Origin of the sequence: Pseudoduganella dura (assembly GCF_009727155.1) — a bacterium.
GTDB classification, from domain to species: Bacteria; Pseudomonadota; Gammaproteobacteria; order Burkholderiales; family Burkholderiaceae_D; genus Rugamonas; species Rugamonas dura.
Genome location: NZ_WNWM01000002.1, coordinates 4,540,363 through 4,553,154, shown reverse-complemented (window position 1 = coordinate 4,553,154; position 12,792 = coordinate 4,540,363). Strand labels below are relative to the sequence as shown.

Annotated in this window: 14 protein-coding genes; 3 read left to right on the top strand and 11 right to left on the bottom strand. The window is 64.1% G+C overall.

Annotation, left to right across the window (positions count from 1 at the left end):
• Positions 1-2: 2 nt before the first annotated feature.
• The 10 genes from flgK to flgB form a co-directional block, all read right to left on the bottom strand.
• On the bottom strand, positions 3-1,898 hold the full coding sequence (gene flgK, locus GJV26_RS19900; RefSeq protein ID WP_155710488.1) for a flagellar hook-associated protein FlgK: 1,896 nt from the start codon (positions 1,896-1,898) through the stop codon (positions 3-5).
• A gap of 86 nt (positions 1,899-1,984) precedes the next feature.
• Entirely contained in the window at positions 1,985-2,965 is a 981-nt protein-coding gene (flgJ, locus tag GJV26_RS19895; RefSeq protein ID WP_155710487.1) for a flagellar assembly peptidoglycan hydrolase FlgJ, read from the bottom strand.
• A gap of 12 nt (positions 2,966-2,977) precedes the next feature.
• Entirely contained in the window at positions 2,978-4,084 is a 1,107-nt protein-coding gene (locus GJV26_RS19890; RefSeq protein ID WP_155710486.1) for a flagellar basal body P-ring protein FlgI, read from the bottom strand.
• Positions 4,085-4,086: 2 nt separating this feature from the next.
• Complete coding sequence (locus GJV26_RS19885; RefSeq protein ID WP_155710485.1) at positions 4,087-4,740, bottom strand: flagellar basal body L-ring protein FlgH; 654 nt, start codon at positions 4,738-4,740, stop codon at positions 4,087-4,089.
• An 8-nt stretch (positions 4,741-4,748) separates the two neighbouring features.
• Entirely contained in the window at positions 4,749-5,531 is a 783-nt protein-coding gene (gene flgG, locus GJV26_RS19880; RefSeq protein WP_155710484.1) for a flagellar basal-body rod protein FlgG, read from the bottom strand.
• A 59-nt stretch (positions 5,532-5,590) separates the two neighbouring features.
• A complete protein-coding gene (gene flgF, locus GJV26_RS19875; RefSeq protein WP_155710483.1) occupies positions 5,591-6,334 on the bottom strand; it encodes a flagellar basal-body rod protein FlgF in 744 nt (247 codons plus the stop codon).
• Between the two features lie 31 nt (positions 6,335-6,365).
• The gene (locus GJV26_RS19870) at positions 6,366-7,898 is read right to left on the bottom strand and encodes a flagellar hook protein FlgE (protein ID WP_155710482.1); all 1,533 of its coding nucleotides are present in this window, start codon (positions 7,896-7,898) and stop codon (positions 6,366-6,368) included.
• Between the two features lie 219 nt (positions 7,899-8,117).
• Positions 8,118-8,795, bottom strand: a complete 678-nt coding sequence (locus GJV26_RS19865) for a flagellar hook assembly protein FlgD (RefSeq protein WP_155710481.1) — start codon at positions 8,793-8,795, stop codon at positions 8,118-8,120.
• 66 nt (positions 8,796-8,861) lie between these two features.
• Complete coding sequence (gene flgC, locus GJV26_RS19860) at positions 8,862-9,266, bottom strand: flagellar basal body rod protein FlgC (protein ID WP_155710480.1); 405 nt, start codon at positions 9,264-9,266, stop codon at positions 8,862-8,864.
• A gap of 48 nt (positions 9,267-9,314) precedes the next feature.
• Entirely contained in the window at positions 9,315-9,731 is a 417-nt protein-coding gene (gene flgB, locus GJV26_RS19855; protein WP_155710479.1) for a flagellar basal body rod protein FlgB, read from the bottom strand.
• Between the two features lie 164 nt (positions 9,732-9,895).
• Between flgB and flgA the strand changes: the two genes are divergently transcribed.
• The 3 genes from flgA (at position 9,896) to GJV26_RS19840 (ending at position 11,484) form a co-directional block, all read left to right on the top strand.
• A complete protein-coding gene (gene flgA / locus GJV26_RS19850) occupies positions 9,896-10,591 on the top strand; it encodes a flagellar basal body P-ring formation chaperone FlgA (protein ID WP_155710478.1) in 696 nt (231 codons plus the stop codon).
• A gap of 107 nt (positions 10,592-10,698) precedes the next feature.
• Positions 10,699-11,004 (top strand): flagellar biosynthesis anti-sigma factor FlgM, encoded by a 306-nt coding sequence (gene flgM / locus GJV26_RS19845; RefSeq protein WP_189442349.1) that lies wholly within the window; start codon positions 10,699-10,701, stop codon positions 11,002-11,004.
• Positions 11,005-11,034: 30 nt separating this feature from the next.
• Positions 11,035-11,484 carry a flagella synthesis protein FlgN gene (locus GJV26_RS19840; protein WP_155710477.1) on the top strand — a complete coding sequence of 150 codons (450 nt, stop codon included), beginning with the start codon at positions 11,035-11,037 and terminating at the stop codon, positions 11,482-11,484.
• Positions 11,485-11,547: 63 nt separating this feature from the next.
• Here GJV26_RS19840 and GJV26_RS19835 read toward each other — a convergent pair whose 3' ends face one another.
• Positions 11,548-12,744, bottom strand: coding sequence for an IS4 family transposase (locus GJV26_RS19835; RefSeq protein WP_155710308.1), 1,197 nt, complete (start codon positions 12,742-12,744; stop codon positions 11,548-11,550).
• Between the last annotated feature and the right edge of the window lie 48 nt (positions 12,745-12,792).

The following is a 12,792-nucleotide window of genomic DNA, read 5'->3' as shown; positions in this document are numbered from 1 at the left end:
GATTACTGTGCGATCGACAGCAGCGTGTCGAACAACGTTCCCGCCACCTGCATCACCTTGCCGGCGGCCTGGTAGGCCTGCTGGTAGCGCAGCAGGTCCGCCGCCTCTTCGTCCAGGTTCACGCCGGACACGCTCTGCTGCGCCGCGATCGCCTGGTTGACGGTGGTCTCGCTGGCCGCGCTGCCCACCTGCATCTCGCGCGTCTTGTTGCCGACGAAGTTCACGGTCGATGCGTACGAGCCCTGGAACGTGGAGGTGCCGCCGTTCAGGATGTTTTTTGTCTGCAGGCCGGCCAGCAGCACGCCGTTGCGGGCGTCGCCGACGCCGTTGGTATTGGGCCCGACCGTGAACTGGTCGCCCGCCTTGGCGCCGCCGGACACCGTGAAGGTGATGCCGCCGAAGCTGACGGTGCCGCCGTCCGCCGCACTGTAGGGTATCTCCAGTCCATCCGGGCCCGTGAGCTGGGTGCCGTCGAACGTGAGCGTCACCGGTGCCGTCAACGGGTTGGGCAGGTAACTTTCATCGACGGTGCCGGGGCTGATCGTGGCCGTGCCGGAATTGGACGATGGCGTCGACGTGGCGATCGGCGCCGCCAGCGCGATCCTGCGATAGTCGGTAACGGCCACGTCGAAACTGGCCGCGGCGGTATACGTGGGGCGCACCTGGATGCGGTCGCCGGAGACCGGATCGCCGGCGAACGCGTACGTGACGCCATCGATCTCCTGCGGGACCGTCGGATCGGCGATCGGCGTGACCACGCCATCGGAACGGGTCACCGAATACGCGGCCGGCGTGCCGCCATAATTGACTTCGTAATCGAGGCCGGTAAGCGCGGTCGCATCGGTGATCGAAGCATCCAGCGTGGCCGTGCTCAACGCCGAATTGCGTGCGTCGTAGCCGACATACGCCTTCAACGGCGTGAAGAAGTCGCCGCCCGGATTGCCGTCCAGGTCCTGCCCCAGCCGGTGTTGCGCGTTGAACGCCTGCGTCAGCCCGGCGGCCACCTGGCCGATCTCGTTCTGCACCCGGTCCAGCGATTCGCTGCGGAAATCCATCAGGCCGCCCAGCGCGCCGCCGGCGAACGTGTCGTCGGCGATGATCGTGCTGCGCCCGGTGGCCGGATACGCGACCACGAGGCGGCCAGGGTCGGTCGGCGACTGCACGGCCGCCATCTCGAGGTGGCTGGTGCCCGTCACCAGCGGCTGGCCGGAACCGAACGAGATGTTGAGCATGTTGTTATCGCTCGGCAGCACGGTGATCTTCACCTGCTGGTTCAGCTCGCGCACGAGCTGGTCGCGCTGGTCCAGCAGGTCGTTCGGCGGGTTCAGCGGATCGGTGGTCAGCGTGGCGATCTGGTTGTTCAGGTTGGCGATCTGCGCGGCATACGAGTTGATGCCGTTGACCGTGCTGGTGATCGACGTGTTGACGCCATCCTGCAGTTCCTGCAGCCGGCCGGAAACCTCGTGGAAGCGCGCCGCCAGCGTCTCGGCGGACGACAGCATCGACGCGCGCGACGACTGCAGCGACGGCGTGGAATTGGCCGTCTGCACGCCCTTGAAGAAATCCTGCATCGCCGGCGACAGGCCGATCGTCGCATCGGACAGCATGTTGTCGATCTGGCTGATCTCCGTGAGATAGGTATCGGTCGCGCCCTGCGTGGCCTGGGCGGTCATCACCTGCTTGTTCAGGAAATCGTCGTAGTAGCGCTTGATCTGGGCCACCTGGGTGCCGGTGCCCACGTAGCCCACGCCCTGGCTCACCGGCGGCAGCGTCGACTGCACGATCCCCTGCCGGGTGTAGCCAGGCACGCTCGAGTTCGTGATGTTGTGGCCGGTGGTGGCGATGCCCGTCTGCGCCGCCAGCAAACCCGTCCTGCCGATGCTGAGTAGATTGCTCATGCTGAATTCTTTCCTGATGTAGCCAGTTTACGGCAGAACGCGGCCGAACTTGAGTTTCCGGCCGGCTACGGTGCCCATCACTCCGCTTATACCAGTGTCTTGTTGATAACGGCCGCCAGCTTGGTCGCGTAGTTCGGATCGGTCGCATAACCGGCTTTTTGCAGGTTGCGGGCAAACGCGGCCGCGTCGCCGGCGCTGGCCAGCACCTTTTCGTAACGGGGATTATTGGTGATCAGCCTGGCATAATCCTTGAAGCTGTCCGCATAGCTGTCATAGGCGCGGAAGCGTTCGATCTTGCGCTGGGCCCGGCCGTTGACATACTCGGTGGTGGCCACGTCCACCGTCTTGCCCTTCCAGTCGGCGCCGGCCTTGATGCCGAAGAGGTTGTGGCTGGTGGTACCGTCCGCAGCCTTGATTTCCCGCTTGCCCCAGCCGCTCTCCAGCGCGGCCTGGCCCAGCATGAACTTGGCCGGAATGCCGGTGGCGCGGCTGGCTTCCTCGGCGTGGCCGGACAGCTTGTCGGCGAACGTGCGCACGTGGGCATGACGCGATGTGCTGGCCGCGACCGTGCTCGCCGTCGCCGTGCCGGCAGCATCCGCCGCATTGGCCACTTTGGCCATGCCGCCGCCGGCCGCATCGATCGAGCGCTGCAGTTTCGCCGCATCGAGCATCGACTTCGTGAAGCCGCCCTCGGGTACCGCCCCCTGCACGCCGCCCTGTACGCCCGGTTCCCCCGCCATGCCGCTCAATCCCGCCGTCTTCGACAATTGCCGCACCAGCACGTCCGCCAGTCCCACGCCCTTCTTGGCAATGTTCTGGCTGGTCTGCTGGTCCAGCATCGTGGTGAACATCTTCGTCTGCGAATTGTCCAGCAGGCCTTCCTGCGGCGTGGCGTCGCGCATGCTCTTCAACATCATGTTGACGAACATCGCCTCGAACTGCGTGGCGGCGCCTTTCAGTGCCTCGGGCGACCCTGCTTTCGCGCCCTGGCGCAGTTCGGACAGGCCCTTGCTGTCGAGGGCGAGATTGGCGGAAAGATCGGTCGGCGTGCTGGTCTGGCGGATCATGATGGGCCTCTGCTAGATGATCTCGAGTTCGGCGCGCAGTGCGCCCGATGCCTTCATCGCCTGCAGGATCGCCAGCAGGTCCTGCGGCGATGCGCCGATCGCGTTCAGCGCCTTCACCACGTCGGCCAGCTGGGCGCCGGCCTGCAGTTGCAGCACCTTGCCCGGCGCCTGCTGGATATCGACACTGCCCGGCTGCGTGACGGCCGTCTGCCCGCCGGAGAGCGGCCCCGGCTGGCTCACCTGGGTATCGGCCGAGACCGAAACCTGCAGGTTGCCGTGCGAAACGGCGCAGGCCTGCAACGTGACCGCCTGGTTCATCACCACCGAGCCGGTGCGGGCATTCATGATCACCTTGGCGGCCAGCGCGGCCGGCTGCACGTTCAGCTCTTCCAGCTGGCCGATGAAGGCCACGCGCTGGTCCGATGCGGCGGGCGACGTCACGCGGATCACGCGGCCGTCGAGCGCATAGGCGACGCCGGCGCCAAAGCGGTTGTTGATGGCGGTAACCACCCGGCTGGTGGTGGCGAAATCGGCGTTCTTCAGTTCCAGGCGGATCTGGCCGCCCTCGCCCAGCGCCGTGGGCACCGCGCGCTCGACGGTGGCGCCGTTGCTGATGCGCCCCACCGACAGGTGATTGACCACCGTGGAAGCGCCGCCTCCCGGCGCCTGCGCGCCCACGCCGCCCACCACCAGGTTGCCCTGCGCCATGCCGTACACCTGGCCGTCCGCGCCCTTCAGCGGCGTCATCAGCAGCGTGCCGCCGCGCAGGCTGCGCGCGTTGCCCAGCGAGGAAACGGTGACGTCGAGCTGCTGCCCCGGCTGCGCGAACGCCGGCAGCGACGTGGTGACCATCACGGCCGCCACGTTGCGCAGTTGCAGCTGCGAACCGGACGGCAGCGTCACGCCCATCTGCTGCAGCATCGAGGCCACGCTCTGCACCGTGAACGGGGTTTGCGTGGTCTGGTCGCCGCTGCCGTCCAGGCCCACCACCAGGCCATAGCCCAGCAGCTGGTTTTCCCGCACGCCGGCGATGCCGACCAGGTCTTTCAGGCGTTCCGCCTGCGCCGCCGGCGCCAGCAGGGACAGGCCAAGGGCGAGCGCTGTGAGCAGGATTTTCATGATCAGAACGGTAAGAGACTCAGGAAGAACCGCGACGCCATCGACGTCAGTTCGGCGCGATCCAGGTGGGTATTGGTGCGGTATTCGACGCGCGCATCGGCGATCGCCGTGGACGGCACCGCGTTGCCGGCGCCGATCGTATCCGGGTTCACCGTGCCGGAGATGCGGATGAACTCGGTGCCCTTGTCCATCGCGATCTGCTTCTCGCCGGCCACCACCAGGTTCCCGTTCGGCAGCACTTCGACCACCGTCACGCCCAGCGTGCCGGTAAACGCGTTGCTGGCGGTCTGCGCGGCCGAATCGGCATAGTTATTGTCCGTTTCGGTCGCCACGCGCGCGCCGAAGCGGCCCTGCAGCGGGCCGGGGATGCCGATGCCCACGCCGCCCGTGCGGGTGGCCGAGCTGGTGCCGTTCTTGTTGGCCGTGGTGCGTTCGGTGATGACGACGTTGATGATGTCGCCCACCATGCGGCCGCGGCGGTCCTCGAACACGGGCCGGAACGATTGCGCCTGGTAGATCGCGCCGTTGGCCGGCACCTGCAGCGCCGGGACCGGGATCGGCCGAGCGCTGGTGGGGCCGGCCACGATCGACGTCGGCTCGCTGGCGCAGCCGGCCAGCAGCGTTGCCAGGGTGGCGATGAATGCGGTGGACTTCATGGCGATCCTTACAGCTGCGACAGGCGCTGCAGCATCTGGTCCGACGTGGTGATGGCCTTGCTGTTGATCTCGTAGGCGCGCTGCGTCTGGATCATGTTGACCATTTCCTCGACCACGTTGACGTTCGAGACTTCCACATAGCCCTGCAGGATCTGCCCGATGCCGTTGCTGCCCGGCGCGTTGGCCTGCGGCGCGCCGGACGAGCCGGTTTCCAGGTACAGGTTCTCGCCGATCGATTCCAGCCCCGTGGGATTGATGAACGACGCCAGCTGCAGGTTGCCGATCTGCTGCGCGGCGGCCTGGCCGGGCAGCTGCACGGTCACGGTGCCGTCCTTGGCGACGTTGATTTCATCGGCGTCGATCGGGATCGTGATCGGCGGCTGCAGCGCGTAGCCGCTGGAGGTGACCATCTGGCCGTTGCTGTCGCGCTGGAACGAACCGTCGCGGGTGTAGCCGGTGGTACCGTCGGGCAGCAGCACGGTGAAGAAGCCGTTGCCGTTGATCATCAGGTCCTTGTCGTTGCCGGTGGCCTGCGGGTTGCCCTGCGTGTGGATGCGCTCGATCGCAACCGGGCGCACGCCGGTACCCTGCTGCATGCCGGAAGGGAGCTGCGTCTGCTGCGACGAACTGGCGCCGGGCTGGCGCACGTTCTGGTACAGCAGGTCTTCAAAGACCGCGCGCGATTTCTTGAACCCGTTGGTGCTCACGTTGGCGAGGTTGTTCGCCACGGTGTCCATCTGCGTCTGTTGCGCTTCCATGCCGGTCTTGGCAATCCAGAGCGAACGTATCATCTGCTTTCTCCCTGCCCGCTAGGGCTTTCATCCACGAAAGCATTATGCGACGGCGGGGATCAGTTCAAAGCAAGGATCTGGGCGGCTTTCGCGGCGTTGTTCTCGGCGTTCTTCAACAGGCTCATCTGTGTTTCGAACGACCTTGCCAGCGTGATCATGCTGACCATCGCATCGACCGGGTTGACGTTGCTGCCTTCCAGGCAGCCATCGGCCACGCGCACCGCGGGGGCGGCCGCGGCGGGTTCGCCGGACTGCTGGCGGAACAGGCCGTCGTCGCCGCGCACCAGCCCGGCCACCGGCGGATTGACCAGCTTCAGCCGTCCGATCACGTTGGTGGGCCCGGCCTGCACCTGGCTGGCATCGATGCCGCTGACCGTGCCGTCGCTGGCGATCGCCACCTCGGTATTGGGCGGAATGGCGATCGGGCCGTTCTCGCCCTGCAGCGTGAGGCCGCCGGCGGTCTGCAGCAGGCCGTTTTCGCTGACCTTGAAACTGCCGTTGCGCGTATAGGCCTCGGAACCGTCCGGCGACTGCACTGCGAACCAGCCTTCGCCGCGGATCGCCACGTCCAGCGGCCGGCCGGTGGTTTCCATCGGACCGGCACGGAAATCCGCGCCGACCGTGTTGTCGACGACGAAGGTACGGGTCGGCAAGCCTTCCGACACCACGGGCACGGCGCGGAAGGCGTCGATCTGGGCGCGAAAGCCCACCGTGGTGGCGTTGGCCAGGTTGTTCGACGTGGTGGCCTGCTGGTCCAGGATGTGCCTGGCGCCGGTCATTGCGGTATAGATCAGACGGTCCATGGCGTGCTCCTGTCGTTATGATCGCGATGCATTACCTGAGATTGATCAGGGTCTGCAGCACCGAATCCTCGGTCTTGATCGTTTGCGCGTTGGCCTGGTAGACGCGCTGGGCGGTGATCATGTCCACCAGCTGTTCGGTCAAATCCACGTTCGACGATTCCACCGACGATGCGCGCAGCTGCCCCATGCCGCCGGCGTTCGGCACGCCGATCTGCGGCACGCCGGAACTGCCGCTCTCGGCCCAGGCGTTGCCGCCCAGCGGCGTCAGGTTGTCCACGCTGGCGAAGTCGGCCAGCACGATCTGGCCCAGCGCGCGCGACTTGCCGTTGCTGTACTGGCCCTGGATGATGCCGTTCTCGTCGGCCGCGAAGCGCTGCAGGCTGCCGGACGAATAGCCGTCCTGCGTGGAATTCTTTTCGCTGGTGGCGGTGCCGTACTGCGTGGTGCCGTCGAACGTGAGCGCCACCGGGATCTCCAGCACGGCGCCATTGTCCGGGAACACCGGCAAGACGACGTTGAACGGCAGCGTGGTGCCGGCGGCCTGCATGGCGGCGGCGTCGACCAGGCCGTTCTTCGTGAAGATCAGCGTGCCCGCCTTGGTGGCTGGCACGTTGACGGCGGCGCCGAACGCGGCATCGATCGAATCGGGCGTGTTGCTCGCCACGTTGCCGACGCTGGTGGCGGGATCGTACAGCGCGGCGATCTGCGCCAGCGCTGCCGGGGTGGCGCCGGCGGCGGTGGCCGCATCGGTGACCAGGGCGCCCACGGTCGCCGCATAGGCCTGGCGTGCCGCCACCAGCGCGGCGGCATCGCCGCTCGTGGCCGCCGCATTGTAGGCGGCGCGCGCGTCGATCACGCCCTGGTTGGCCACGACACCCTGCATGACCCGCTGGGAATCGACCTGCACGCCATCGTTGGCCACGTACACATCCCACGTGCTGCCGCCGGTGCGCGCGTAATACACGCCCATCGTGTGTTCATTGCCCAGCGAATCGTAGACCGGAATCACGGTCTGCTTGCTGTAGGTCTTCGGATCGCTGGCGTTGAACGGCTGCACCGTGGGATTGGCCGTGTTCGACGACAGGTTGATCTGGAAGTTCGCCTGCGTGGTCTGCACCGGCGCGAGGTCGGCGGCGTCGATCTGCAGCGGCACCGGGGCGCCCTGCAGGATCGTGCCGTCGATGGTGGCCAGGTAACCCGTCAGCGCGGCGCCCTGGGCATTGACGACCGTGCCGGTGTTATCGAGCAGGAACTGGCCGTTGCGGGTGTACTGGATGGCGCCATCCTGCACGGTGCGGAAGAAACCGCTGCCGTTGATCGAAATGTCCAGCGGATTGTTGGTGGTCTCGATATTACCTTGCGAGAATTGCTGGGCGAGGCGGGCCACCGTCACGCCGATGCCGGGATTGTTGCCGCTGATGCCGTTCAGCGAATTCGCGTACAGATCCGCGAACTGCGCTTCGCTGCTCTTGAAGCCCACCGTGCTGGCGTTGGCGACGTTGTTGCCGATGACATCGAGCTGCGTGGAGGCGGCGTTCAGGCCGCTGAGACCTTGCTGGAACATGGATTTCCCCTGCTGAAAAAATTGAAGGCGTTGGTCGCCGCTGCCGCTACTGGTCGGGCTTTAAAAAATCTGGTTGAAGGCAATTCGGCTGCTGTTTCGATGCTGGTGCCGGACACTTTTTTCCAGGCGTCTTTCCGGAAAAAGGTGTCGGACACCGGTTTTGGCAACTTGCGTCACCAGGTCGACGGCCACGACAACGCCATGGCCGCTTTCGACCGGCTACAACACCTGCTTGATGTCGTCCATGGTCAATTGACCGAGGCCGGGTACGTTGAGTTTCGCGCCGGTCGGACCGGTCGATACGCTGGCCACGGTGCCGAACGTCAGCGCCTGGGCGTTCGTCAGGTCCTTGCCGCCGGCACTCGCCGTGACGGCGACCGAATAGGTGCCGTTCGCCGCCGTGGTGCCGTCTTCCAGCTTGCCGTCCCACGCGAGCGGCAGCACGCCGGCCTCGACGGAGCTCATCGACAGCGAGTGCACGATCTTGCCGCTGGCATTCTTGATGTCGACCTGCACCTTGTCCGCGAACGAACCCAGCTCGACGCCGAAGATCGCCTTGCCGTCGGCAACCTGCATCGAGGTGCCGGCTGCCAGCACGCCGTGGTTGATCATGTTGACGGCCTGCGCGGACTGCGACGAGGCCAGGTCGGTCTTCAGCGTTTCCAGCGTGTCGTTGAGCTTGTTAATGCCGGTGACGGTATTCAGCTGCGCCAGCTGGCTGGTGACCTGGGCATTGTCGAGCGGGTTCAGCGGGTCCTGGTTCTTCAGTTGCGTGATCAGGAGCGTCATGAACTTGTCCTGCTCGGCGGAGATCTCGCTGCCGGTGGCGGCTTTCGTGTTCATCGAGTCCATCAGGGACTGCGAGACAGCGTTATTGGAGGTGGCGGTAACGGCCATGGTGGTTCCGTATTGTGAGGTTTAACAACCCGTGGGGTTCAATAACCCGTGAGGTTTAACAAGCCGTTATTGACCGATGGTCAGGGTTTTCAGCAGAAGGCTCTTGGCCGCGTTCATCGTTTCGACATTGTTCTGGTACGAGCGCGAGGCCGACAGCATGTTGACCATCTCGTCGACCACGTTCACGTTCGGCATCGCCACATAGCCGTTCTCGTCGGCCAGCGGGCTTTTCGGGTCATACACCTGCCGCATCGGCGACGGGTCCTCGATCACCTGCTGCACTTTCACGCCGGTGGACGCGTTGTTCGCGGAAGGCGTGGCTTCGAACACCACCTGCTTGGCGCGGTAGGCTTCGCCGGTGGCGCTGGTGGCGCTGTCGGCATTGGCCAGGTTGCTGGCCACCACGTTCAGGCGCTGCGACTGGGCGCTCATGGCCGAGCCGGAAACATTGAAAATACTGAACAGCGACATGGCGATTCTCCTCTTGTAGACCGGGCCCCGATACGCGGCCCTGCCCCGTTACTGGCCCTGGATGGCCGTCATCAGGCCCTTGATCTGGCTGTTGATGAAGGTGACGCCCGCTTCGTAGCGCAGCGCGTTGTCGGCGAACTGGTTGCGTTCGACATCCATGTCCACCGTGTTGCCGTCCACCGCGCCCTGCACCACGCCGCGATACAGCAGCGGCGTGCCGTCGGCCAGCGTGCTGCCGTCCGGCGCCGGGGTCGGAAAGTGACGCTGCGCCGTGGTGTTCAGCGTGCCGGTCTGCGCGGTATTCTTCAGCGCGCCCTGCAGCGCGGCGTTGAAGTCGATGTCGCGCGCCTTGTAGTTCGGCGTGTCGGCATTGGCGATATTCGAGGCCAGCACGCTCTGGCGCGTGGAGCGCAGGCTCAGTGCCAGTTCGTTGAAACGCAGGTGATTGTCCAGTTTTCCCAACATGGCGGCATCCTTCCATCGGTGACAGGATTCATCATACGTATGCCGTGCAGCAAATGATCGTGGGATAAGCATGGGCTTTGCCACGCTGTTCGCCGCTTTCGGCACGGCACGCGCGCGTAAGATGGCTGCACTTGCTTATAGATGAACACAGCCACGATCACGCCATGAGAACGCTGCCCCTTGCTCTTGCTTCACTGATCCTGCTGGCGGGCCTGCCGGTCGCGCAGGCCGCCGCCGGCATGGATCCGGCCGTTCTACGCAGTACCGTGGATACCTTCCTGCAGGTGCAAAGCGCCGGACTGCCGGGCAAGGTGACGGTCACCGTCGGCACTGTCGATCCGCGGATGAAGCTGGCGGCCTGCCCGGCGCCGGAAGCATTCCTGATGCCCGGCAGCAAAGCCTGGGGCAAGACATCGGTCGGCGTGCGCTGCGCGGCGCCGGCGCAATGGACGGTGTATATTCAGGCCAATGTATCAGTGCTGGGCAATTACATTGCCGCCGCCACGCCGCTGTCCCAGGGCCAGCCGATCACGGATGCGCAGCTGGCGACGATGCAGGGCGACCTGACGACACTGCCGGCCAGCATAGCGACCGACAAGGCACAGGTGGTGGGCCGCAGCAGCAATGTTTCCATTTCGGCAGGCACGCCGCTGCGGCTCGATACGCTGCGCAGCCAGACCGTGGTATTGAACGGGCAGATGGTGAAGCTGGTCGCGCTGGGCGCCGGGTTCAGGATCGCCTCGGACGGGAAGGCGTTGGGCAATGCCTCGGATGGGCAGGTGGTGCTGGTGCGCACGCAGGCCGGCCGCAGCGTCAGCGGGATCGCCCGCGCGGGCGGCCAGGTCGAGGTGGCATTTTGAAGAAGATAATCGGTGTGCCGCTAAAGTTTGCAACGCGACAGCCGTTAAGAACTCGTACATAGGTAAAAGCGCGGAGTAAAATCTCCCCACCAGACGAGGAAGATGCTGTGAAAATCAACGATTCAGTGAAGAATGCTGGCTTGCCGTCGACGACACCGTCGACCACGGGCAATGCCCGCAACGCCGAAAAAGCGGCGTCGACGGCATCCACGCAAACGAATTCGGAAAGCGTCAAGCTGTCGGCCCAGGGCCAGGCCATGGCCACGAGCAGCAACAGCGGCGTGTTCGACACGAAGAAAGTGGAACGTATCAAGCTGGCCATCGCCGATGGCCAGTACCAGGTAAACTCGGAGAAAGTGGCGGACGGCCTGCTCGACACGGTCAAGGATCTGCTGCATTCCCGCCAACGTTAAGGCAACAACACCATGCATGACGGCGCCCCCATGCTGCTGCTCCGCGAAGAACAGCGTTTGATCACCGAGCTGCTCGACATCCTGAAGCAGGAGCAGCAATCCCTGGTGGCGGCCGACATCGACAGGCTCTCGGCGCTGACGCCCCGCAAGTCCGAGCTGATCGGCCGAATGGGCGTGCTGGCCGGCGAACGGCACACGGCATTGGCCGGCGCCGGGTTCGAAGCCCAGGAGGCGGGCATGGAAAACTGGCTGTGCGCCCATGGCACGGCGGACGACAGGACGCTGTGGAATACCGTGCTGTCGCAGACCCGCGAAGCAAAAGAACTGAACCGCCTGAACGGCATGCTGATCAACAAGCAGCTGTCGCACACCCAGGGCGCACTGCAGGCGCTGCGGCCGCCCAGCCCCGCCGGCACCGTCTATGGCCCGACCGGGCTGACCGCCACCACCACCACTTCCCGCGGGTTCCTCGCCGGCTAAAAATCAGCCGTGTTTTTTATTGAGCTGGTTGCCGAACCATAAAAATGGGGACGGACCCTGAGCCTACCCCTCGAATTCCCAAGTGCGGACCATCGAAACGAGTTCGATAAATGCATATTTGATGGCCGATGGGGAGAGTCTGGGTCGACGATAGTCGTCGACCCAGTGCATTGCCAACGAGAAGATTGAAAGGCAGCTGCCTGCCTTGGGATGGCTGCCGTAGTGGACTTCATAGCCAGCCGCTCGTGCCGCTAAGCCGATCAGCCATAAGGCATAAGTGAGCAATGCACCGATTAGTAAAAGTGCCGCCAGACGAAGCAGGCTTGTAGTCTGGCTATGTCGCAGTGCCATTCCCCATTTGGCATTCTTCAGGTCGCGGAAAGTCTGCTCGATTTGCATGCGCCCAGAGTAAATTTTGATGATGTCGTCTGCACGAAGCTGTGCCAGTGCTGGCGAAACGGCGAGTAGCCAAGGCTCACATTGGGCAGCGCTGTTTTTCTTGCTGTGGCGCGCGCGCGCAGGTTGACCGGATTTCGTCAAGCAATGCCGTCCTTTCGATTTGGACTTGTACAGCACTAATCGGCAGTCGACAGGGTTGGAGCGGACATGAAAAAAATAGCCCAAATCGCGCGCTTTTGCGGTAGCTCTTGAGTACAAGCTTTTGCAGCCGAACCAGTCGTTGCCGTTCTGTTGGCACACCAAATCACGGTTGCGTATCCGTCCGACCCAGCCAAAGCCGAGCTGATTGAGCGTTTTAAACCACGTAGCACGAAATCCTGCATCGGTGATGATGATGGCGCGACAGTGCGCTGGCAGGATGGTTTTCAGGGTCTTCATGAAGCACTTATGGACCAAAGATGCCGCGAGCCTCTCCTGAGGGTGGACCTCCTCGTAGAGCGTAAAGGCGCGTCCTTCGATGATGGCTGCTGCACGCAGCAATTGAGCACTGCCATCTGCGCGAATTTCTGACCAATCTACTGCTACCTGCACGTATTGCCTGGATTGAAGAAGGCGTTGGCTCATTGCTCGGTATATCTGCACCCGCTCTTTGGCCAGATGGGGATTGCTCAGCAAACGGTCACAGCACTTGATGCGATGCCGAAGACTTGTTTGTGACCTGAGCTGCTTACCGATGCGTACAACGCCCAGCCCGGCACGAGCTGCAGCTTGCACAATTTGAGCTAGGCAAGCTCGGCGTTTAGCGTGAATTGATGGGCACTCCTGCCCCAACAATCGTTGTATGATTTGGCGTGCATGCATGGTCCGTGCCTTTCATTTGCAGTTTGGTCACTACGAATGAAAGGGCTA

Coding starts and splice junctions, on each gene's coding strand:
- flgK (WP_155710488.1), bottom strand. CDS start 1,898: ATGAGCAATCTACTCAGCATCGGCAGGACGGGTTTGCTGGCGGCGCAG.
- flgJ (WP_155710487.1), bottom strand. CDS start 2,965: ATGATCCGCCAGACCAGCACGCCGACCGATCTTTCCGCCAATCTCGCC.
- GJV26_RS19890 (WP_155710486.1), bottom strand. CDS start 4,084: ATGAAAATCCTGCTCACAGCGCTCGCCCTTGGCCTGTCCCTGCTGGCG.
- GJV26_RS19885 (WP_155710485.1), bottom strand. CDS start 4,740: ATGAAGTCCACCGCATTCATCGCCACCCTGGCAACGCTGCTGGCCGGC.
- flgG (WP_155710484.1), bottom strand. CDS start 5,531: ATGATACGTTCGCTCTGGATTGCCAAGACCGGCATGGAAGCGCAACAG.
- flgF (WP_155710483.1), bottom strand. CDS start 6,334: ATGGACCGTCTGATCTATACCGCAATGACCGGCGCCAGGCACATCCTG.
- GJV26_RS19870 (WP_155710482.1), bottom strand. CDS start 7,898: ATGTTCCAGCAAGGTCTCAGCGGCCTGAACGCCGCCTCCACGCAGCTC.
- GJV26_RS19865 (WP_155710481.1), bottom strand. CDS start 8,795: ATGGCCGTTACCGCCACCTCCAATAACGCTGTCTCGCAGTCCCTGATG.
- flgC (WP_155710480.1), bottom strand. CDS start 9,266: ATGTCGCTGTTCAGTATTTTCAATGTTTCCGGCTCGGCCATGAGCGCC.
- flgB (WP_155710479.1), bottom strand. CDS start 9,731: ATGTTGGGAAAACTGGACAATCACCTGCGTTTCAACGAACTGGCACTG.
- flgA (WP_155710478.1), top strand. CDS start 9,896: ATGAGAACGCTGCCCCTTGCTCTTGCTTCACTGATCCTGCTGGCGGGC.
- GJV26_RS19840 (WP_155710477.1), top strand. CDS start 11,035: ATGCTGCTGCTCCGCGAAGAACAGCGTTTGATCACCGAGCTGCTCGAC.
- GJV26_RS19835 (WP_155710308.1), bottom strand. CDS start 12,744: ATGCATGCACGCCAAATCATACAACGATTGTTGGGGCAGGAGTGCCCA.